Source organism: Thalassovita aquimarina, from assembly GCF_018219815.1.
Taxonomy (GTDB): Bacteria; Pseudomonadota; Alphaproteobacteria; order Rhodobacterales; family Rhodobacteraceae; genus Thalassobius; species Thalassobius aquimarinus.
In genome coordinates, this window is record NZ_JADMKU010000033.1 from 1 (window position 1) to 20,819 (window position 20,819).

20 protein-coding genes are annotated in these 20,819 nt (G+C 63.0%); 16 read left to right on the forward strand and 4 right to left on the reverse strand.

Features of this window, described 5'->3' with window-relative positions; translation table 11 throughout:
• The 4 genes from IT775_RS20435 to IT775_RS20450 all read left to right on the forward strand — a co-directional run.
• The coding region (locus IT775_RS20435) for a c-type cytochrome (protein WP_212703101.1) at positions 1-246 on the forward strand (246 nt) is incomplete at its 5' end.
• Between the two features lie 345 nt (positions 247-591).
• A complete protein-coding gene (locus IT775_RS20440; RefSeq protein WP_212703117.1) occupies positions 592-1,983 on the forward strand; it encodes a multicopper oxidase family protein in 1,392 nt (463 codons plus the stop codon).
• Positions 1,965-2,471: a c-type cytochrome gene (locus IT775_RS20445; RefSeq protein WP_246525781.1), complete on the forward strand. Its 507-nt coding sequence runs from the start codon at positions 1,965-1,967 to the stop codon at positions 2,469-2,471. Before IT775_RS20440 ends, IT775_RS20445 begins: the two co-directional genes overlap by 19 nt.
• Positions 2,468-3,202, forward strand: a complete 735-nt coding sequence (locus tag IT775_RS20450) for a DsbA family protein (protein ID WP_246525784.1) — start codon at positions 2,468-2,470, stop codon at positions 3,200-3,202. The genes IT775_RS20445 and IT775_RS20450 overlap by 4 nt, the downstream gene beginning before the upstream one ends.
• Positions 3,203-3,282: 80 nt before the next feature.
• Here IT775_RS20450 and IT775_RS20455 read toward each other — a convergent pair whose 3' ends face one another.
• On the reverse strand, positions 3,283-3,486 hold the full coding sequence (locus IT775_RS20455) for a heavy-metal-associated domain-containing protein (RefSeq protein ID WP_212703102.1): 204 nt from the start codon (positions 3,484-3,486) through the stop codon (positions 3,283-3,285).
• Positions 3,487-3,629: 143 nt separating this feature from the next.
• On the opposite strand from IT775_RS20455, the gene IT775_RS20460 reads away from it, so the two are divergent.
• Positions 3,630-6,140: a heavy metal translocating P-type ATPase gene (locus IT775_RS20460; protein ID WP_212703103.1), complete on the forward strand. Its 2,511-nt coding sequence runs from the start codon at positions 3,630-3,632 to the stop codon at positions 6,138-6,140.
• Positions 6,141-6,153: 13 nt separating this feature from the next.
• Positions 6,154-6,573, forward strand: coding sequence for a Cu(I)-responsive transcriptional regulator (gene cueR, locus IT775_RS20465; RefSeq protein ID WP_212703104.1), 420 nt, complete (start codon positions 6,154-6,156; stop codon positions 6,571-6,573).
• Between the two features lie 138 nt (positions 6,574-6,711).
• On the opposite strand, the gene IT775_RS20470 is transcribed toward cueR, so the two are convergent.
• Positions 6,712-7,491 (reverse strand): SDR family oxidoreductase, encoded by a 780-nt coding sequence (locus IT775_RS20470; RefSeq protein ID WP_212703105.1) that lies wholly within the window; start codon positions 7,489-7,491, stop codon positions 6,712-6,714.
• A 194-nt stretch (positions 7,492-7,685) separates the two neighbouring features.
• Between IT775_RS20470 and IT775_RS20475 the strand changes: the two genes are divergently transcribed.
• Positions 7,686-8,708: an MBL fold metallo-hydrolase gene (locus tag IT775_RS20475; RefSeq protein WP_246525786.1), complete on the forward strand. Its 1,023-nt coding sequence runs from the start codon at positions 7,686-7,688 to the stop codon at positions 8,706-8,708.
• Positions 8,709-8,778: 70 nt separating this feature from the next.
• Entirely contained in the window at positions 8,779-9,219 is a 441-nt protein-coding gene (gene aroQ, locus IT775_RS20480) for a type II 3-dehydroquinate dehydratase (RefSeq protein ID WP_212703106.1), read from the forward strand.
• A gap of 325 nt (positions 9,220-9,544) precedes the next feature.
• On the opposite strand, the gene pobA is transcribed toward aroQ, so the two are convergent.
• Complete coding sequence (gene pobA / locus IT775_RS20485; RefSeq protein ID WP_212703107.1) at positions 9,545-10,714, reverse strand: 4-hydroxybenzoate 3-monooxygenase; 1,170 nt, start codon at positions 10,712-10,714, stop codon at positions 9,545-9,547.
• Between the two features lie 111 nt (positions 10,715-10,825).
• On the opposite strand from pobA, the gene IT775_RS20490 reads away from it, so the two are divergent.
• Positions 10,826-11,686, forward strand: a complete 861-nt coding sequence (locus IT775_RS20490; protein ID WP_212703108.1) for a helix-turn-helix domain-containing protein — start codon at positions 10,826-10,828, stop codon at positions 11,684-11,686.
• A gap of 176 nt (positions 11,687-11,862) precedes the next feature.
• Complete coding sequence (locus IT775_RS20495; protein ID WP_212703109.1) at positions 11,863-12,231, forward strand: hypothetical protein; 369 nt, start codon at positions 11,863-11,865, stop codon at positions 12,229-12,231.
• A gap of 12 nt (positions 12,232-12,243) precedes the next feature.
• Here IT775_RS20495 and IT775_RS20500 read toward each other — a convergent pair whose 3' ends face one another.
• Positions 12,244-13,191: a LysR family transcriptional regulator gene (locus IT775_RS20500; protein ID WP_212703110.1), complete on the reverse strand. Its 948-nt coding sequence runs from the start codon at positions 13,189-13,191 to the stop codon at positions 12,244-12,246.
• 102 nt (positions 13,192-13,293) lie between these two features.
• On the opposite strand from IT775_RS20500, the gene IT775_RS20505 reads away from it, so the two are divergent.
• Genes IT775_RS20505 through IT775_RS20530 form a run of 6 tightly spaced genes read left to right on the forward strand, consistent with a single transcriptional unit; the run spans position 13,294 to position 20,710 of the window.
• Positions 13,294-14,298 (forward strand): class 1 fructose-bisphosphatase, encoded by a 1,005-nt coding sequence (locus tag IT775_RS20505; protein ID WP_212703111.1) that lies wholly within the window; start codon positions 13,294-13,296, stop codon positions 14,296-14,298.
• A gap of 11 nt (positions 14,299-14,309) precedes the next feature.
• Positions 14,310-15,182 carry a phosphoribulokinase gene (locus tag IT775_RS20510; RefSeq protein ID WP_212703112.1) on the forward strand — a complete coding sequence of 291 codons (873 nt, stop codon included), beginning with the start codon at positions 14,310-14,312 and terminating at the stop codon, positions 15,180-15,182.
• A gap of 11 nt (positions 15,183-15,193) precedes the next feature.
• The gene (tkt, locus tag IT775_RS20515; protein WP_212703113.1) at positions 15,194-17,176 is read left to right on the forward strand and encodes a transketolase; all 1,983 of its coding nucleotides are present in this window, start codon (positions 15,194-15,196) and stop codon (positions 17,174-17,176) included.
• Positions 17,177-17,196: 20 nt separating this feature from the next.
• Positions 17,197-18,201 carry a type I glyceraldehyde-3-phosphate dehydrogenase gene (gene gap, locus IT775_RS20520; protein WP_212703114.1) on the forward strand — a complete coding sequence of 335 codons (1,005 nt, stop codon included), beginning with the start codon at positions 17,197-17,199 and terminating at the stop codon, positions 18,199-18,201.
• Between the two features lie 23 nt (positions 18,202-18,224).
• The gene (gene fba, locus IT775_RS20525) at positions 18,225-19,307 is read left to right on the forward strand and encodes a class II fructose-bisphosphate aldolase (RefSeq protein ID WP_212703115.1); all 1,083 of its coding nucleotides are present in this window, start codon (positions 18,225-18,227) and stop codon (positions 19,305-19,307) included.
• 17 nt (positions 19,308-19,324) lie between these two features.
• Positions 19,325-20,710: a ribulose-bisphosphate carboxylase gene (locus IT775_RS20530; RefSeq protein ID WP_212703116.1), complete on the forward strand. Its 1,386-nt coding sequence runs from the start codon at positions 19,325-19,327 to the stop codon at positions 20,708-20,710.
• Positions 20,711-20,819: the final 109 nt, after the last annotated feature.

A 20,819-nucleotide genomic window follows, 5' to 3' on the forward strand; every position in this document is an offset into this window, starting at 1 on the left:
AAATGTGCAACTTGCCATGGGGTGAATGCGGCTGGCCAGAATGGCGTTGCGCCGCCGCTGGTACACAAGATCTATGAGCCCAACCACCATGCCGATATGGCCTTCCTGATGGCAGCCAGGTCCGGTGTGCGATCCCATCACTGGCGGTTCGGCGACATGCCGCCCGTCAAGGGGATCACCGATGCCGAGGTGAAATATATCATCCGGTATGTGCGTGAGCTGCAGAAGGAAAACGGCATTTTCTGATGGGGCAGATAGCGCGCAAAACGCCGAACCTTGTGCCCTGTGCGGTTGTTGCCATCGCTTTGCTGTTTCTCGGCCCTGCGCCCGAAGCCTGGGCTGGTGGCCTGACCGACGACGTCGCCTTTGAGACGCACCGCTCCCAGCCGCTTGGGCGACTTGACTGCCTTCGATCCACCACCGCCGCGCCGGTTTTCCTCGGAAATGATCCAATCCATTCGGGGAAACCGTATACGACATGAGGGGCGGGGCGTGAAAACGAACAGAATTGCCGGTCGTGACCGGTGCGGCTCAAAACGGCGGGGAGGGGCGCGAGGGGCGCCCTTCCCGGCGCATGAAAGGGAAAGTGCAATGACAACACGACGGGGATTTTTGTTGGGCGCGACCGGCGCTCTTGCGATGGCCGGGCTTCCCGGTGGTGCGCGCAGCCAGTCGGGCGGCTTCCCCGTTTTGCAGGCCCGTCAGGCATCGGCCCAATTGGCCCCGTCGTCGTATCCGAAAACGGACATCTGGGGCTATGACGGCCTCATCCCGGGGCCCGCGCTGCGTGTCCGGCAGGGAGGACGAGTCCAGCGGAGCTTCCACAACGGGCTTCAGCAGGCCAGTTCGGTTCACTGGCATGGTATCAGGATCGACAACGCCATGGACGGGGTGCCGGGGCTGACACAGGAAGCGGTGCCCCCGGGGGCGACCTTCGACTACGATTTCGTGGCGCCCGACGCCGGGACGTATTGGTATCACGCCCACAATCGTTCCGTCGAACAGGTGGCGCGCGGGCTCTATGGTGCCCTGATCGTGGAGGAGGCCGCGGGACCCGATATCGACCGGGAAGAAACCCTGATCCTGGATGACTGGCGGCTCAACCCGGAAACGGCGCAGATCGATCCGGATTTCACCTCTTTTCACGACCTGAGCCACGCAGGCCGGCTTGGGAACTTGATCACCACGAACGGCCAACACGATCTGTCCGTCGGCGTGCGTAAAAACGAAAGGCTCCGCCTTCGGCTGATCAATGCCGCCAACGCGAAAATCTTCGCGCTGGCCCTTTCCGGTTTCGAAGGCTGGACCGTCGCGCTTGACGGGATGCCGCTGGAAACACCGGAACCTGTCAGCGACGTGGTGCTGCTGGGGCCGGGGCAGCGGGCGGACCTGATCGTTGATGTGACCGCCGAAGACGGCGAAACCGCTTATCTTCTGCGGGCCGAGAATGAGCAGGTGTTTTCCCAGGCCGCCTTTCCCGTGGGGGGCGTGGCGGCCGCCGCGCGGCGGCCGGCACCCGATGCCCTGCCGCCCAATCCGAACATGCAGTTCCCCGATTTGGCCGAGGCTGAAAGGCTCAGGCTGAACATGGAGGGTGGCGCAATGGGACGGCTTGATGCCGCGATCCTGGATGGAAATCGCAAGACCTTCCGGCAACTTGCGGACTCCCGACAGTTCTGGGCCTTCAACGGAACAGTGGGGATGACCGACACTCCCCTCGCCGAAATTGCCAGGGGGCGGGCCGTCCGGCTCGAGATCGTCAACGACACCGTCTTTCCGCACGCGATGCACCTGCATGGGATGCACTTCCGCGAGGTGCTGGAGGATGGCACGTTCGGGCCGCTGCGGGACACGCTCCTGACATTCCGCGGCGAAAGGCGTGAAATCGCCTTTGTCGCCGACAACCCCGGCGACTGGCTGTTTCATTGCCACATGCTGTCGCACGCCGCGTCCGGCATGATGACATGGTTGCGCGTGACATGAAGGGGCGTTTCCCCAAGGGCGGTGTGCTGGTTGTTCTTGCCGCCGCGACCGCCGGTGCCTGGCTGTTTTCCGACGGTGCGGCGCGGTCGCAAGATGCCGGGAGCGAGGCAATCGACCTGGTGGAGGGGCGTGCCCTCTATGCCGAGTATTGCGCCTCCTGCCATGGCGCAAATCTGGAGGGTCAGCCGAATTGGCGCAGCCCGGGGCCCGATGGCCGTCTGCCGGCACCGCCGCATGATGCCACCGGCCACACGTGGCATCATCCCGACAGTATGCTGCACAGCTACACCAAGCTTGGCGGCAAAGCCTTCCTGGCGCGGCAAGGGATGGAATTCGACAGCGGCATGCCCGCTTTCGGCGACCAACTGAGCGATGCCCAAATCCTAAACATCATCGAATTCATCAAGTCCACCTGGCCGGAACGTCAGCGCACAGTGCAAGCGGAGCGTTCGGAAGCAGACAGACAGCAGGGAGATAAAATAAATTGAGACTATTCCACTTTTTCGCGGTCATCGCCGCGTTGGCCGCCTTGGCGCCTGTTGCAGCAATTTCCGGCGAACTCAGCGAAGATCGGGTCCGCGAACTGGTTCTTGAAACCATTCGCGAAAATCCTGAAATCGTTTACGAAGCGGTCGCGATCCTTGAAAAACGCCAAGCCGATGCGCTGGAGATTGCGAAGAAAGAGGTCCTTTCCAGCCAGCGTGACCTGCTGGAACGCGACCCCAACGCGCCGGTGTTGGGCAATCCCGAGGGCGACGTCACAATCGTCGAATTCTTCGATTACAACTGTCCCTATTGTCGCCGCGTCAAACCAGAAGTGAAGGCGGTGATCGAGGCGGACCCGAATATCCGTCTGGTATATCGGGAATGGCCCATCCTCGGGGAAGGGTCGGTGTTTGCGGCGAAGGCCGCACTGGCGGCACGCAAGCAGGGCAAGTATGCAGAATTCCACTGGGCGATGATGGGTATCAAGGGGCGCGCCAACGAAATCTCGGTGCTGCGCGTTGCCGCGGAGATCGGTCTTGATGTCGAGAAGCTGCGCAAGGATATGGAAGCGCCCGAGGTGCAGGAGCATTTCGAAACCTCGATGCGGCTGACCCGGGCACTGGGTTTCAACGGGACGCCGTCCTTTGTCATCGGCGACAACCTTGTGGCGGGGTTCGTCGAACGGTCGGAACTGGCAAAACGCATCACTGAGGCGCGCAACGCGGAAGACTGAGCGGACATCGGGCAGCTGCCCCTCATCCAGTACCAATGCCGCCGGATGTCGCATTTTTTGCGACACCCGGCGATCGGGCTTCAGGCCGCGGCGATTTCGGTTGATGCATACCCCGCGTCCGTGATCGCGGCGCTTATGGCCTGGCTGTCCAGCGCGGTTTCCACCGAAACGGTGCGCGAGGAGAGGTCGCAATCCACCTCCGCCTTTGTGTCCTGTGCCTTGATCGCTTTGGTGATGGCGGCGGTGCAATGGCCGCAGCTCATGTCGGGAACGTTGAATTTCATCTGGGTATCTCCTTTCCGTTTCGCGTAAATGGGGCCTTCCGCCGCTGGAAGGTCAAGGAGTGAAGAAAGTTTCTCGTTTTCCTTGACCTTCCAGTTGCTGGAAGCACTAGGTTATGTTGCGAAGCTAAGAATTGGAGTCGCAAATGTCACAAGCGCAGCATTACAAATTGTCGATCGAAGGGATGTCCTGCGCCTCGTGTGTCGGGCGAGTGGACAAGGCCCTGAGCGGCCTTCCCAGCGTGAGCGGGGTGTCCGTCAACCTTGCCAGCGAAACCGCTCAGTTCGATATGGAGGAAGGCCCGGGGCTGGAAGATGTCGCTTCGGCGCTGGACGAACTCGGCTATCCGGCCCGCACCGCGTCGGTGACGCTCAGCATCGCGTCGATGTCCTGCGCCTCTTGCGTGGGGCGGGTGGACAAGGCGCTGGAGGCGGTGCCGGGCGTTCTCGACGTCAACGTGAACCTTGCCGCGGAAACGGCTACGGTCACCTACTTGGAAGGCGCCGTCGACATATCGGCCCTGATCGCCGCCTCGACGGAAATCGGCTACCCGGCGGAAATCGCAGAAGCGACGCAGTCGGAAGACCGCGCCGCCCGCAAGGACGCGGAGGCGCGCGAGATCGCCCGCAAGGCGATCCTCGCGGCTGTTTTGGCGCTGCCGGTCTTCGCGATGGAAATGGGCGGCCACCTGATCCCGGGCGTGCACGCCTTCATCGGCAGGACCATCGGTCATCAGGCCAGCTGGCTGATCCAGTTCGTCCTGACGACGGCGGTTCTGGTCGGGCCGGGGCGGGGGTTCTATACCAAGGGCGTGCCCGCGCTGCTGCGCGGCGCGCCGGACATGAACAGCCTGGTCGCGGTGGGCACCGGCGCGGCCTATGCCTATTCGGTGGTGGCGACCTTCCTGCCGGGGCTGATGCCCGAAGCTGTCCGGGCCGTGTATTTCGAGGCGGCGGCTGTGATCGTCGTTCTGATCCTTCTGGGCCGCTTCATGGAGGCGCGCGCCAAGGGGCGCACCGGCGCCGCGATCCAGAAATTGCTCGGGTTGCAGGCGCGCACCGCCAACGTCCTGCGTGACGGCGAACCGGTCGAGGTCGCGCTGGAAGAACTGCGCGCGGGCGATATCCTCGTGGTCCGGCCCGGCGAACGCATCGCCGTCGACGGCGAAGTGACCGAAGGCGAAAGCCATGTCGATGAAAGCATGATCACCGGCGAACCGGTCCCGGTGGCCAAGGCGTCCGGCGATCCAGTCACCGGGGGCACGGTGAACGGCGCGGGCAGCTTCCGGTTCCGCGCCACCCGTGTCGGCGCCGACACCACCCTGTCGCAGATCATCCGCATGGTCGAAGAAGCACAGGGCGCAAAACTGCCGATCCAGGGGCTGGTCGACCGGATCACCCTGTGGTTCGTACCCGCCGTGATGACCGTCGCCGTGCTGACCGTCCTGATCTGGCTGGTCATCGGGCCCAGCCCGGCACTGACGCTGGCGCTGGTGGCGGGCGTGTCGGTGCTGATCATCGCCTGCCCCTGCGCCATGGGGCTGGCCACGCCGACCTCGATCATGGTCGGGACCGGGCGCGCGGCTGAAATGGGCGTGTTGTTCCGCAAGGGCGATGCGCTGCAGCAGCTGACCTCGGTCGACGTGGTGGCGCTGGACAAGACCGGTACGGTCACCGAAGGCCGCCCCGAACTGACCGACCTGGTCCTTGCCGATGGGTTTGACCGCGCGGAGGTGCTGGGCCTCGTCGCGGCCGTCGAGGAGCAGTCCGAACACCCGATTGCCGAGGCGATCGTCCGCGCCGCCCGCGCCGAAGCCGCGCCGCGCCACAAGGTGGAAAAGTTTGAATCGATCACCGGTTACGGTGTCCGTGCGATGGTTGGCGGGCGCGATGTGCTGATCGGTGCCGACCGGCTGATGCAGCGCGAAGGACTGGAAACCGGCACGCTGACCAAGCGCGAGGCCGAATTGGCGGCGCGCGGGCGCACGGCGCTCTTTGCCGCGATCGACGACAAGGTTGCCGCGGTGATCGCGGTCGCGGACCCGGTGAAACCTGCCAGCGCGGCGGCGATCGCGGCGCTGCATGGACAGGGCCTGAAGGTCGCCATGATCACCGGCGACAAGCGCGAGACGGCCGAAGCCATCGCGCAGGAAATCGGCATCGATCATGTCGTGGCGGGGGTGTTGCCCGATGGCAAGGTGGCGGCGCTGGACGAGTTGCGTGCCGGCGACCGCAAAGTCGCCTTCGTCGGTGACGGGATTAATGACGCGCCGGCACTGGCGGCGGCGGATGTCGGTATCGCCATCGGCACCGGGACGGACGTCGCCATTGAATCGGCAGACGTGGTGTTGATGTCGGGAGACCTGCGCGGCGTGGTCAATGCCTTCGCTGTGTCGCGCCACACGATGCGCAATATCCGCGAAAACCTGTTCTGGGCCTTCGGCTACAACACCGCGCTGATCCCGGTGGCCGCAGGTGTACTTTATCCCGCCTTCGGGCTGTTGCTGTCGCCGGTCCTGGCGGCAGGGGCGATGGCGCTGTCTTCGGTCTTCGTGCTGACCAACGCGCTGCGCCTGCGGCGGATCCGGCCCAGCATGGACGAAACCGCAGAGGTGACGCCGCACGCCGTGGCGGCGGTGCCGGCTCCGGCTGAATGAAAAGGAGATTGGGATGAATATCGGAGACGTGGCTCGGCTTTCGGGCGTTCCGGCGAAGACGATCCGTTACTACGAAGAGATCGGCCTGGTGAAGCCTCAGCGCAGCGAAAACGGTTACCGGGCTTTTCGGGAAAACGACCTGCATAAGCTGGCGTTCTTGGGCCGGGCCCGCATGCTGGGTTTTTCCATCGAGGACTGCCGCAACCTTCTGGCGCTATACGAGGACGACACGCGCGAAAGCGCCAACGTCAAACAGATTGCGGAAGGTCATCTGAAGCGGATCGACGAGAAAATCGAGCAGCTTCAGTCGATGCGTTCGACACTGGCGGGCCTGGTCGAATCCTGCGCCGGTGATCACCGCCCCGATTGCCCGATCCTCGAAGATCTCGGTTCGCTTGAAGCCGGTGCCTCCTGTCACGAAAACGTGGACTAGGCACCGTAAAAACAAAGGACGGTGGTGACCCCGCACTGCGCCGGATCACCACCGTCCTTTGTTCCGGACCGTCCGCCAGTGGCTGGGAAACCGATGTTCCTGACGAGCCGGCCAAACGTGCCACATGAGCCGTGTCCCTCAGCCCTTCATCATCCGCTGCAGTTTCGCCATGCCGCCGATCCAGCGGTCGTAATCGGACAGCTTGTTGGCCATGTAGTCGCGCACCTGTTCATGCGGCAGGATCAGGAACCGTTCGGCTTCAAGCCCCGCCAGCGCCGCGTCGGCCACCGTTTCGGGCGCCAGGACCCCGTCCAGCGATTGCGGCCCCTCGCTCATTCCGCGCAGCATATCCGTGTCGACCCCCTGCGGGCACAGGATGGACACTTTGATGCCGTCGTCGCGATGGGTGATGGCGAGGTTTTCGGCAAATCCCACCGCCGCGTGTTTGGTTGTGGAATAAACCGCGCTGCCGATCTGGCTCAGCAGGCCAGCCGCCGACACGGTATTGAGGAAGGTGCCGCCGCCGCGGACCTTCATCAGCGGGATGAGTTCCCGCGCCGCGCGGACATGGGCCATAACGTTGACGTCCCACGCTTTTTGCCAGACTTCGTCGGATGCGCCCGCTGCATTGCTGAAACCCTGATCGAACCCGGTGCCGATCCCGGCATTGGAACAAAACAGGTCGATCGGCCCGTCCGTGGCCTCCACATCCGCGATCAGCCGCGCCATCGCGTCGCCGTCGCTGACATCGAGCTGCAAGCCGCGACCGCCGATTTCTGCCGCCACCGCCTTGGCGCCCTCGCCGTCAAGATCGGTCACCACCACCCGCGCACCGGCGCTTGCCAGCGCCACGCACAGCGCCCGGCCGATCCCGTTCGCCCCGCCGGTCACCACCGCCAATGATCCCTTGATCTGCATTGTCCCGCCTCCCTTTCGTAACAATTGGCCGAACTTTCGCCCGCCGATGGGCCTGCGACAAGCGGTCCGGGAACTGACGGAACGTCATTTCGCCGTAGCTTCTGCGCACAAGCCCGGCTAGAACCGCGACTTATCCTGTCCCCCATGCCGAGCCCCGGCCCAGCGGCGGGCCCGCGTTCAGTACGGAGGTCCCATTGACCCTGCATTTCCCCATCACCACCATCCCCGGCCCGGGCGAAACGCTCGAGGTCGCACCGGGCATCCTGTGGGCGCGGCTGGCGCTGCCGTTCCGGCTGAACCACGTGAATGTCTATTTCATCGAGGATGACGGCGGCTGGGCGATCCTGGACTCCGGCATTTCCAATCCCGAAACCCGCGCCGCCTGGCAGGCGCTCCTGGACGGGCCGATGGCCGGGCAAAACTTCACCCGGCTGATCATCACGCATCACCATCCCGACCATATCGGCAATGCCGGCTGGCTGTGCGAAAAGCTGGGAATCGAACTTCAGACCAGTGCCGGATCGTTCCTGTCTTTCCTGAACCTTGCCCAAGCCCCGGCAGCACTGGAATTCGACCCCCATACCCGGTTCTACGCCCGCCACGGCATGTCGCCCGAAGGGTCCAAGCTGGTCAGTACGCTGGGTCTTGGCTACCTGCGGATGATCTCGACCCCGCCGGTCAGCTATCGCCGGCTGCGGCAGGGAATGGAGCTGCGGATCGGTGGGCGCAGCTTTCAGGTGCTGACCGGCGACGGGCACAGTATCGAACAGGTGATGCTCTACGCGCCGTCCGACAACCTGTTTCTCGCCGCCGATCAGGTCATCGAACGGATCAGCCCCAATATTTCCGTCTTTGCCAGCGAACCGCATGCCAATCCGCTGGGCGATTACCTCGCCTCGCTGGGACAAATCCGCGCCTCGGTGCCGGAAGACGCTCTGGTGCTGTCGGGCCATCACCGACCGTTCGGCGGTCTGCACCGCCGCTGCGATGAACTGGCCGAACACCATGTCGAACGCTGCGACCTGATCGAACAGGCCTGCGCCGGCGCCCCGAAAAGCACCAACGACCTTGTGCCGGTCCTGTTTTCCGGCAAGCTCGATGCGCATGAAACCAGCTTCGCTTTCAGCGAGGCGCTGGCGCATGCGAATTACATGGTCGAGCAGGGCCGCTTGCGCTGGATCGAGGAGGCGGATCGCCTGATGCTCGAGCGGGTCTGAACCGGCACGCTTTACTTGCAATGCGCGGGGGGCGATGCAACAAAAGCCCTGAGCATAGGCGGAAAAGCGCATGACCAAGACGATCTATATCCTCAACGGCCCCAACCTGAACCTGCTGGGCAAGCGGGAACCCGAGATCTACGGCGATATCACGCTGGAAGACGTCACCGCCGATTGCACCCGGCTGGGCGCCGAACTGGGATTGAATACCGAGCTGATGCAGTCGAACCACGAGGGTCAGATCATCGATTGGATTCACGAAGCGCGCGAAAGCGCGGCGGGGATCATCATCAACCCGGCGGCCTACACCCATTCCTCGGTGGCGATCCTCGATGCGCTCAACACCTTCGAAGGGCCGGTGCTGGAGGTGCATATTTCCAACGTGCACAAGCGCGAAAGCTTCCGCCACCATTCCTATGTGTCGCTGCGGGCCGAAGGGGTGATCGCGGGGTTCGGCGTGGAAGGATACCAGCTGGCGCTGCGCCGCATGGCGTCGCTGCTGGCGGGCTGAGCCGGGTCAAATCCACATAGGCAAAGCGTAGATCGGCAAAGCGTAGAGCCGGGCCAGCGCCGGACCGTGGGCTGGCGCAGCAACGGTGGAGCCTGGCAGTTTATCCCGGCCAAGACCGGACACCCTCTAGGCGAAGCACTGAGCCCACCAAAGCGCCAGACCGCCGGGACGGTCCGGCGCTGGCCCGGCGACCTGCGGCCTCGTTCCGGGCCGGGACTACCCAATGGACGACCTAGCGTCCCTTTTCGCGGCTCTCACCCAATCACCCATAGAAAAAGCGCCCACCGATGGGCGGGCGCTTTCAATTTCTCGGAACAGTCCGGCTTCAGAACGGCAGGCCGACGTAGTTTTCCGCCATTACCCGCTGTGCCGCCTCGTTGGTTTCGAGGAACTCGATTTCCGCGCGCTGCATCTTGCGATCGAATTCGCCCTGTTCGGGATAGAGGTGCAGCAGGTTCGACATCCACCAGCTGAAACGCTCGGCTTTCCAGATCCGCGCCAGCGCCTTTTCGGAATAGCGGTCGAGCCCTTCCTCTTCGCCGTCGACATAGAACTGCACCATCGCGTGGTAGAGATAGTAGATATCCGAGGCCGCGGTGTTCAGCCCCTTTGCCCCGGTCGGCGGCACGATATGGGCCGCGTCGCCGCACAGGAACAGCTTGCCCCACCGCATCGGTTCGGTCACGAAGGACCGCAGCGGCGCGATGGACTTCTCAATCGACGGGCCGGTGATCAGCTTCTCGGCCGCCTCTTCGGGGATGCGCCGCTTCAGTTCTTCCCAGAACGCATCGTCGCTCCAATCCTCGGGGTTATGATCCAGCGGGCACTGGATGTAATAGCGGCTGAGGTTCTCGTTGCGCATCGAACACAGAGCGAAGCCGCGCTGCGAATTCGAATAGATCAGTTCGTCGTGCACCGGCGGGGTTTCCGACAGCACGCCAAGCCAGCCGAAGGGGTAGATCTTTTCATATTCCTTGCGCAGGGTTTCCGGGATCGTCTTGCGCGACACGCCGTGGAACCCGTCGCAGCCGACAACGTAATCGCAATCGATCCGCTGGCCCTGGCCGCCGACGTTGTATTCGACATAAGGCTTATCGCCATCGGCGTCCTGGATGCGCACATCCTCGACATTGTAGATGATCGTGCCGTTTTCCGACTCGCGCGCGGCATACAGGTCACGGGTCAGTTCGGTCTGGCCGTACACGATGACCGAGGCATTGGCCCGCTCGGCGAAATCGATCCGGAACTGGTTGTTGTCATAGGCGATGATGGTGCCGTCATGGATGAAACCTTCGCGGTCCATCCGTTCGCCGACGCCCGCTTCGCGCATCAGTTCGGCAAAGCCGTGTTCCAAAACGCCGGCCCGGATGCGTCCCAGAACGTATTCCTTGGTCTTGCGTTCCAAAACGATGGATTCGATGCCCTTGAGGTGCAGAAGCTGCGACAGCAGCAGGCCCGACGGACCCGCGCCAATGATACAAACCTGAGTGCGCATTCTCGTTCTCCTTGCGTTATTGGCGACAGGGATATCATCCGGCGGCGCGCTTTCGGAATGGCGGTTTTCCTCAAAGATTGGTACTTTTCGAACATCGAAAGGAACTCTGTGATGTCCGAAATTCCCGCCTATGCGCTTTATGGCGAACAGCAGCTGTTGCCGGACCTGTTGCATTGCGAACGGATCCTAGATCGTGCCGGGCCGCGTGGTTGGACCATTCCGGCACACCGGCACCCGCATGTGCACCAGCTGTTCCTGATCCGGCGTGGCGCGACAATGATGGGTGTCGATGGCGCCAAGCACGATTTGGCCCCGCCCGTCGTGGTCAACATGCCGCGCTGGAATGTCCACAGTTTCGAATTTTCCAAGGGGACCGACGGTTACGTGCTGACCCTGCCGGTCGCCGAATTGCCTGAAATTTTCGATCAGCCCAACGACCTAGCGGAACGGCTGGACCATTGGGGCATGGTGCCGGCCGAGGCGGCGATCTGCGATCTGTTCGACACGGTGCAGTATGAACATGCCGCCGCCAATCCGGGGCGGTCGCTGATCCTCAAGGCGCTGGCGACACAGATCATGGTGCAGGTGGCGCGGCGGATGCCCAGCCCGGAACGGCACGATATTCCCGCCCGCTATGGCCAGATCATGGCCGGGTTCGAACAATTGGTGCAGAAACATTTCCGCGATCGCTGGCGGGTGTCGGATTATGCCGATGCGCTGGCCGTCACCTCGACCCACCTGAGCCGCGTTGTCCGCGACCTGACCGGGGCCTCGGCACTGTCCTATATCGAAGCGGCGGTGTTCCGCGAAGCCTGCCGGCAACTGGCCTATACCCGGATCGACATCCGTCAGATCGGCTTCGACCTGGGCTTCGACGATCCGGCCTATTTTTCACGCATGTTCCGCAAACGGATCGGGATGAGCCCCTCGGCCTATCGCAACAAGGTGAATGACGGCTTTGCCGCGACCTGAAGCGCCGTTAGCAAAGACCTGCTGCGCATGGGCCTAAACGGCCATGCTTTCGGCCGATACCTGCGGTCGGCCTGGCCGCCGTGGGTTGAGGTGGATCAATGCGAACGGCCAGTAAATGTGTACTCTGTGATGGTATCGTCGTTTCTCCAGATAGCAGATAAAACGGAGGGATAATGGTGTCGAAAGCAGCAATCATAGTCGCCTTTGCCGTGGCGGTCTGGGCGTTTTGCGGCGCGATCATGGGGATTGGTCCGCTATTCATGAGCATGGACAGCACCCTGATCGTGCATGCGATTGGCGGGCCTCTGGGGGCGGCTGTCGCAGCGGCGCTCTATCATCGTTTCTTTGCGGGGGTTTCGCCGATTGCACTGGCTGCCGCATACGTGGGAACCGCGCTGGCGCTGGATTTCTTCCTTGTCGCACCGGTCTTCGTCGGCAACTACGACATGTTTGCCAGCCCGCTGGGTTTGTGGATTCCCATGGCGTTGATTTTCCTGGCCGCCTGGGGCGCCGGGTCGGTCGCCGTCAAGGCCGGGGAGGCCTGAGACCGGGCGCGCTTAGTCCGTGATCGCCTCCGCCACTTCCTCGGACCGGATCATGTCTTGTGCATGGGTGCGGATTTCGTCCCAGACCACCTGCATCGCGCCGGTAAGCCGCTGCTGCGACCGGTGCAGAACGAACCAGTGCCGCATGATCGGCAGGCCCTCGGCACGGATGATCGCCAACCGCCCGGAACACAGTTCGTCGATCACCGTGTGGGCCGACAAGAGCGCCACGCCCAGTCCCGCGATCACCGATTGCTTGATGGTTTCGTTGCTGCCCATTTCGGTGAAGTCATAGACCTTGCCCTGACCCAACCGGTCGAGATAGCGCATCGTCAGGATACGGGTGCCCGAGCCTTCTTCGCGCATCAGGAAATGCTGCGCCAAGATATCGGCCTTGCGCACCTTGCCCGCGCCGACCAGCGGGTGGTCGGGCTTGGCGATCAGGACATGCGGATGCGGCCCCAGCGGTTGGGCGGTCACGTCGGGTTGCCGGGGTGGGCGCCCCATCACGGCGATGTCGATGCGTTCGGCTTCCAGCCCTTCGATGATTTCGTTGCGGTTGCCGACGATCAGGCGAATCTCGATCTCGGGATGCAGGTCCTTCAGGCGGGCGACGATTCCGGGGGCGAAATACTTGCCGGTACTGACCACACCCAGCACCACGCGCCCTGCGGCGCCACGTCGCACGGCCTCGATATCCTCGGCGGCGCGGCTCAGCGCCCCCCAGGCTTTTTCGAACGCATCGATCAGGATCCGGCCTTCCTGCGTGGCTTGGAATTGCCCCGACAAATCCCGTTCGACCAGCGGGACGCCGGAATTATCTTCCAATAATTTCAACTGGCTATGCACTGCCGGCGAAGACAATGACAACACGTCCGCCGCCGCCGCGATGGTACCGTGTTCGACCACCGCCTCCAGCGCCCGCAACTGTTTGAAGGTCAGCCCCTTGAGGTTCCGCATTCAAAAATTCCTAAGACGAATTTAAAAAGATTAAATTTTCTTATCGTCATTCCTGCACAAGAACAATCCCATCCACTGCCGGAGGAGGGCGAGGTTTTGGGGATGACAGAAACATCTTACATCGAAACGGAACACATCCCGGTGGCGCTGCGCCCGGTGATCGGGGCGCTGTGCCGCATCGGATCGGAGTTGAGCGTGCAGATCGCCCGCGGTCCGCTGGAGGAACGGCTTGGTGCCGAACTGGGATCGAATGCCGACGGGGACACCCAGAAAGCGTTGGACGTGATCGCCGACAAGGCCTTTGCCCGCGCCCTGACCGGCACCGGCGTGCGCCACTACGCTTCGGAAGAACGCGAAACGGTGCAGGAACTGGACCCCTCCGGCCGCTACGCTCTGGCCATCGATCCGCTGGACGGATCGTCCAATATCGACGTGAACGTGTCGATCGGCACCATCTTTTCGATCTTTGAGGCCAAGGACGGCGCCGAGGACAGTTTCCTGCGCGACACCGACGAACAGATCGCGGCGGGCTACCTGATCTACGGGCCGCAAACCACGCTGATGGTCACCTTCGGCGACGGCGTGCTGCAATATGTGCGTGATCCGCTGGACGGCATGTTCAAACTGGCGGCCGAACGGCTGACCATCCCCGCAGGCGCCAACGAATTCGCCATCAACGCGTCGAACTACCGGCATTGGTCGAAACCGATCCGCGCCTATATCGACGATTGTCTCGCCGGCAAGGAAGGCCCGCGCGACAAGAATTTCAACATGCGGTGGGTGGCTTCGCTGGTCGCTGAAACCCACCGCATTCTGACCCGGGGCGGTATCTTTCTGTATCCCTCCGACAACCGCCCCGGGTACGAACACGGTCGTTTGCGCATGGTCTATGAATGCGCGCCCATCGCGATGCTGGTGGAACAGGCGGGCGGACAGGCGACATCGGGCTGCGACCGTTTGCTGGGACAGCGGGCCGACACGCTGCATGCCCGCACGCCGCTGGTCTTCGGATCGGGCGAAAAGGTCAGCCGCGTCTGCGCCTATCACGACCTGCCGGAAGAAGAAGTCTCCGCCCTGTTTGGCAATCGCGGCCTGTTCCGCGCCTGAGGAAATCCAGAATGTCCAAGAAACATCCCATCATTTCGGTGACCGGGTCTTCCGGCGCCGGCACCACCACCGTCAAGTCCACCTTCGACCAGATTTTCCGCCGCGAGGGAGTTAACGCGGTGTCGATCGAGGGCGACGCCTTCCACCGGTACGACCGCGCTGCGATGAAGGCGGAACTGGAACGCCGCTATGCCGAGGGCGACCAGACCTTCAGCCATTTTTCCTACGACGCCAACGAGTTGAAGAAGCTCGAAGACGTGTTCCGCACCTACGGCGAAACCGGCAAGGGCGAAACCCGTCACTACGTGCATGACGACGACGAGGCCGAACGTTGGGGATCGGCCCCAGGCACCTTCACCGACTGGGCCCCGTTCGAGGACGATTCCGACCTGCTGTTCTACGAAGGGCTGCACGGCGCAGTGGTCAATGACGAGGTGAACCTGGCGCAGCATGCCGATCTGAAAATCGGCGTGGTGCCGGTGATCAATCTGGAATGGACACAGAAGATCCACCGCGACAAGGCCAAGCGCGGCTATACCACCGAGGCCGTCACCGACACCATCTTGCGCCGGATGCATGCCTATGTGCATTGCATCTGCCCGCAATTCGTCGAAACCGACGTGAACTTCCAGCGCGTGCCGGTGGTCGACACCTCGAACCCGTTCTGCGCCCGCTGGATCCCGACCGCCGACGAAAGCCTGGTGGTGATCCGCTTCAAGAACCCGCGCGGCATCGATTTCCCCTACCTGACCTCGATGATCCAGGGCAGCTGGATGAGCCGCGCCAATTCCATCGTCATTCCCGGCGGCAAGATGGACCTGGCGATGCAGCTGATCTTTACCCCGATGATCCACCGCCTGGTCAGCGAATCCAAACGCGCCTGAGGAGATCCGAGATGAATTTGCAAAGCAAGGTTTCCGTATCCGAACAGGTCATGGCCAATGCCATCCGCGTGTTGGCGATGGATGCCGTGCAGGCCGCCAATTCCGGCCATCCCGGCGCGCCGATGGGGCTGGCCGACGTGGCCACCGTTCTGTTCAACCGCTTCATGCGGATCGACCCCGCCGATCACAAATGGCCGGACCGCGACCGCTTCGTGCTGAGCGCCGGGCACGGATCGATGCTGGTCTACGCGATCAACCACCTGCTGGGCTATGACGACATGGACATGGACCAGCTGCGCAACTTCCGCCAGATGGGATACCGCACCGCCGGGCACCCCGAATACGGCCATGCCAAGGGGATCGAGACGACGACCGGCCCGCTGGGGCAGGGCATCGCCACTGCGGTCGGCATGGCCTTGGCCGAACGGATGCAGAATGCCCGCTACGGCGACGATCTGGTCGATCACTGGACCTATGTCCTGGCCGGTGACGGCTGCCTGATGGAAGGCATCAGCCACGAAGCCATCGATTTCGCCGGGCACATGAAGCTGGGCCGGCTGGTGGTGTTCTGGGACGACAACAAGATCACCATCGACGGATCGACCGACCTGTCCACCTCGATGGATCAGCAGGCGCGGTTCAAGGCGGCTGGCTGGCATGTGCAATCGATTGATGGCCATGACCATGACGCCATCGCCACCGCGATCGAAATGGCCCGCGCCAATGACAAGCCGTCGCTGATCGCCTGCCGTACCGTGATCGGCAAGGGTGCCCCCAACAAGGGCGGCAGCCACAAGGTGCATGGATCGCCCTTGGGCGAGGACGAGGTTGCCGCGACGCGCGAGGCATTGGACTGGCCCTATCCCGCCTTCGAGGTTCCGGGCGAGGTGAAATCCGCCTGGGAACGGATCGCTGCAAACGGCGCCAAGCAGCGCGCCGCCTGGCAGGGCCGGCTGGACGCATCGCCCGCCAAGGGTGATTTCGCAAAATCCCTCGCCGCACCGGACATGGCCGCGCTTGATGCCGCGATGAATGCCTACAAGGCCCAGCTGTCGGCGGATCGGCCCAAGGTCGCCACCCGCAAGGCCAGCGAAATGGCGCTGGAGGTGGTCAACGCCACCCTGCCCAACACGGTTGGCGGCTCGGCCGACCTGACCGGGTCGAACAACACGCTCACCAGCGACATGCGCCCGGTCAGCAGCGCCGATTACGGCGGCGATTACATCCATTACGGTATCCGCGAACACAGCATGGCGGCGGCGATGAACGGCATCGCTTTGCACGGCGGTTTCGTGCCCTATGGCGGTACCTTCCTGGTCTTTGCCGATTACTGCCGCCCCGCGATCCGCCTGTCGGCGCTGATGGAAGTGCCGGTCACCTACGTGATGACGCACGATTCGATCGGTCTGGGCGAAGACGGCCCGACACATCAGCCGGTGGAAACCATCGCCAGCTTGCGCGCCATGCCGAACCTGAACGTGATCCGCCCCGCCGACGCGGTGGAAACCGCCGAGGCCTGGCAGATCGCAGCCGGGTCGGAAGCCACGCCGACGGTGCTGTGCCTGTCGCGTCAGGGCCTGCCGATCCTGCGCACCGCGCATACGGATGCGAACCTGACAGCGCGCGGCGCCTATGTGCTGCGCGAGACGCCCAGGCGCGACGTCACCCTCATCGCCACCGGGTCCGAGGTGGAACTGGCGCTGAAGGCCGCCGATCTGCTGGCCGAAAAGGGCGTGCAGGCGGCGGTGGTGTCCGCCCCGAGCTTCGAGCTGTTCGCCGCGCAGGAAAACGCCTATCGCGCCGAAGTGCTGGGCGGCGCCCCGCGCGTCGGGATCGAGGCCGCCGTGCGGATGAGCTGGGGCCAGATGCTGCGCCCAGAGGACGGGTTCGTGGGCATGGACAGCTTCGGCGCCTCCGCCCCTGCGCCCGCGCTTTATGAACATTTCGGCATCACGCCGCAGGCCGCCGCCGACATGGCGCTGGCCCTTCTGTGACCGCAAGAAACGAGGACGACATGACGATCAAAGTAGCCATCAACGGATTCGGACGCATCGGGCGATGCACCTTTTCCCACATCGCCGAAAGCGGCCGCAACGATATCGAGGTCGTCGCGATCAACGCCACCGGCCCGATCGAGACCACGGCGCATCTGCTGCGCTACGATTCGGTGCATGGCCGGTTCCCCGGCGACATCCGGGTCGAAGGCGACAGCATCGATGTCGGTAACGGCCCGATCAAGGTGTTTTCCACCTATGAGCCGACCGATCTGGACTGGTCCGGCGTCGACGTGGTTCTGGAATGCACCGGCAAGTTCAATTCCAAGGACCAAAGCCGGGTCCACCTGCAACAGGGCGCGAAATCGGTGCTGATCTCGGCCCCGGCCAAGGGCGTCGACCGGACCGTTGTGTTCGGGGTGAACCACCGCGACCTGCTGGCCAGCGACACGGTCATTTCCAACGGATCCTGCACCACCAATTGCCTGGCCCCGATGGCAAAGGCGCTGAATGACGCGATCGGGATTGAGTCGGGCATCATGACCACGGTGCATTCCTATACCGGCGATCAGCCGACGCTGGACCGCCGCCACAAGGACCTGTATCGCGCCCGCGCCGCCGCAATGTCGATGATCCCGACATCGACCGGCGCGGCCAAGGCCATCGGCGAGGTGCTACCGGAACTGAAGGGCAAGCTCGACGGATCGGCGATCCGGGTGCCGACCCCGAATGTCAGCGCGGTCGACCTGACTTTCCGCCCCGGCAAATCGGTGAGCGCCGAGGATATCAACGCGATCATGGCCGAAGCCGCCGAAAACGGCATGCGCGGCATCGTCAGCTATGAAACCGAACCGAAGGTTTCGATCGATTACAATCACGAAACCCATTCGTGCAATTTCGCCAGCGATCAGACCAAGGTCATCGGGGATCGCTTGGTTCGGGTGCTGGCGTGGTATGATAACGAATGGGGGTTTTCCTGTCGCATGGCCGACAATGCCGCCCATCTGGGCCGTCTTTTGGCCTGACGCCATCTGAAGGAGGGAAGCAAATGGCATTCATCACACTCAGACAGCTTCTGGATCACGCTGCCGAACAGGGCTACGGCGTGCCAGCGTTCAACATCAACAACATGGAACAGGGGCTTGCGATCATGCAGGCGGCGTACAAGACCGATGCGCCGGTGATCCTGCAGGCTAGCCGCGGCGCACGGTCCTATGCCGGCGACATCATGCTGCGCCACATGGTCACCGCGCTGGTGGAAATGTACCCCCAGGTGCCGGTCTGCCTGCACCAGGACCATGGCAATAACGAAGCCACCTGCCTCAGCGCGATTCGTCACGGGTTCACCAGCGTCATGATGGACGGTTCGCTGGAAGCGGACATGAAGACGCCCGCCTCCTACGACTACAACGTCGACATCACCAAGCGCGTCAGCGACGCCGCTCATTGGGTCGGCGCCAGCGTTGAGGGCGAACTGGGCGTTCTGGGCAGCCTGGAAACCGGTGAGGCCGGCGAAGAGGACGGATCCGGCGCGGTCGGCAAACTGAGCCAGGACCAGTTGCTGACCGATCCCGATCAGGCGGTCGATTTCGTTCTGAAAACCGAATGCGATGCACTGGCCATCGCTTGCGGCACCTCGCACGGAGCCTACAAGTTCAGCCGCAAACCCACCGGCGACATCCTGTCGATGGCCACGATCGAGGCGATCCACAAGAAATTGCCCAACACCCATCTGGTGATGCACGGCTCGAGCTCTGTGCCGCAGCATCTGCAGGACATCATCAACGCCTATGGCGGCGAGATGCCGCAAACCTATGGCGTGCCGGTCGAGGAAATCGAAAAGGGCATCAAGATCGGCGTGCGCAAGGTCAATATCGACACCGATTGCCGGATGGCGATGACCGGCCAGTTCCGCAAGATCGCGCAGGAAAAGCCCTCCGAGTTCGATCCGCGCAAATTCATGATCCCGGCGATGGACGCGCTGGAAGAGCTCTGCCGCGACCGGTTCGAACGCTTCGCCACCGCCGGTCACGCCGCTTCGATCAAACCCATTCCGTTGGATGACATGGCCCGACGTTACGCCGATGGCAGCCTGTCGCCCCAAACCGCCCGCTCTCAAGCGGCCGCTTAACCGAGGAGAACCCTGAAATGGACCAATCAAACCGCTATGCCCGGCTCGACCTGGACGAAGCCCAACTGATCGCCGGTGGCCGCCATGTGCTCGTCGCCTATCACATGAAGCCGAAATCCGGCTACGGCTACCTGGAAACCGCCGCCCACTTCGCCGCGGAAAGCTCCACCGGTACCAATGTGGATGTGTCGACCACCGACGATTTCACGCGTGGCGTTGATGCATTGGTCTATGAAATCGACCCGGGCAAGGAGCTGATGAAAATCGCCTATCCGGTTGACCTGTTCGACCGCAACATCACCGATGGCCGCGCGATGATCTGTTCCTTCCTGACGCTGGCCATCGGCAATAATCAGGGCATGGGCGACGTGGAATACGCCAAGATGCACGATTTCTACGTGCCGCCCGCCTATCTGCGCCTGTTCGACGGCCCCTCGACCACCATCGCCGACATGTGGCGGGTGCTGGGCCGGCCGAATGTCGATGGCGGTTTCGTCGTCGGCACCATCATCAAGCCCAAGCTGGGCCTGCGGCCGCAGCCCTTCGCCGATGCCTGCTATGATTTCTGGCTGGGCGGCGATTTCATCAAGAACGACGAACCGCAGGGCAACCAGACCTTCGCGCCGATGAAGGAAACCATCACCCTGGTCGCGGACGCGATGAAGCGGGCGCAGGACGCAACCGGCCAGGCCAAGCTGTTTTCGGCCAATATCACCGCCGACGACCCGTTCGAAATGATCGCGCGCGCCGAATTCATCCTGCAAACCTTCGCGGAAAATGCCGATCACGTGGCCTTCCTCGTCGATGGCTATGTCACCGGTCCGGCGGCGATCACCACCGCGCGGCGCCAGTTCCCGCGCCAGTACCTGCATTATCACCGTGCCGGCCACGGCGCCGTGACCTCACCGCAGACGCAACGCGGCTACACCGCCTTCGTGCTGTCGAAAATGGCGCGGATGCAGGGGGCGTCGGGTATCCACGTGGGCACCATGGGCTTTGGCAAGATGGAAGGCGAAGCCAGCGACCGGGCGATCGCCTACATGATCACCGAAGACAGCGCCGACGGCCCCTATTACCATCAGGAATGGCACGGGATGGCGCCGACCACCCCGATCATCTCGGGCGGGATGAACGCACTGCGGATGCCCGGTTTCTTCGAAAACCTGGGCCATTCCAACCTGGTGATGACCGCCGGTGGCGGCAGCTTCGGGCATATCGACGGGGCCGCGTCCGGTGCGATCTCGCTGCGGCAGGCCGAACAGTGCTGGAAAGAGGGCGCCGATCCGCTTGAATTCGCCAAGGATCACAAGGAATTCGCCCGCGCCTTCGAAAGCTTCACCAGTGATGCGGACAAACTGTATCCCAATTGGCGCGAAGCACTGCGGATCAATTCCGCGGCCTGATCCCGTCGGGGCGGAAAGGGATGCTTTTCCGCCCCCTCAAAGGAGAGACCTGAGATGACTTTCGACCGTTCCCTGAAGATCGCGCCGTCGATCCTGTCCGCCGATTTCG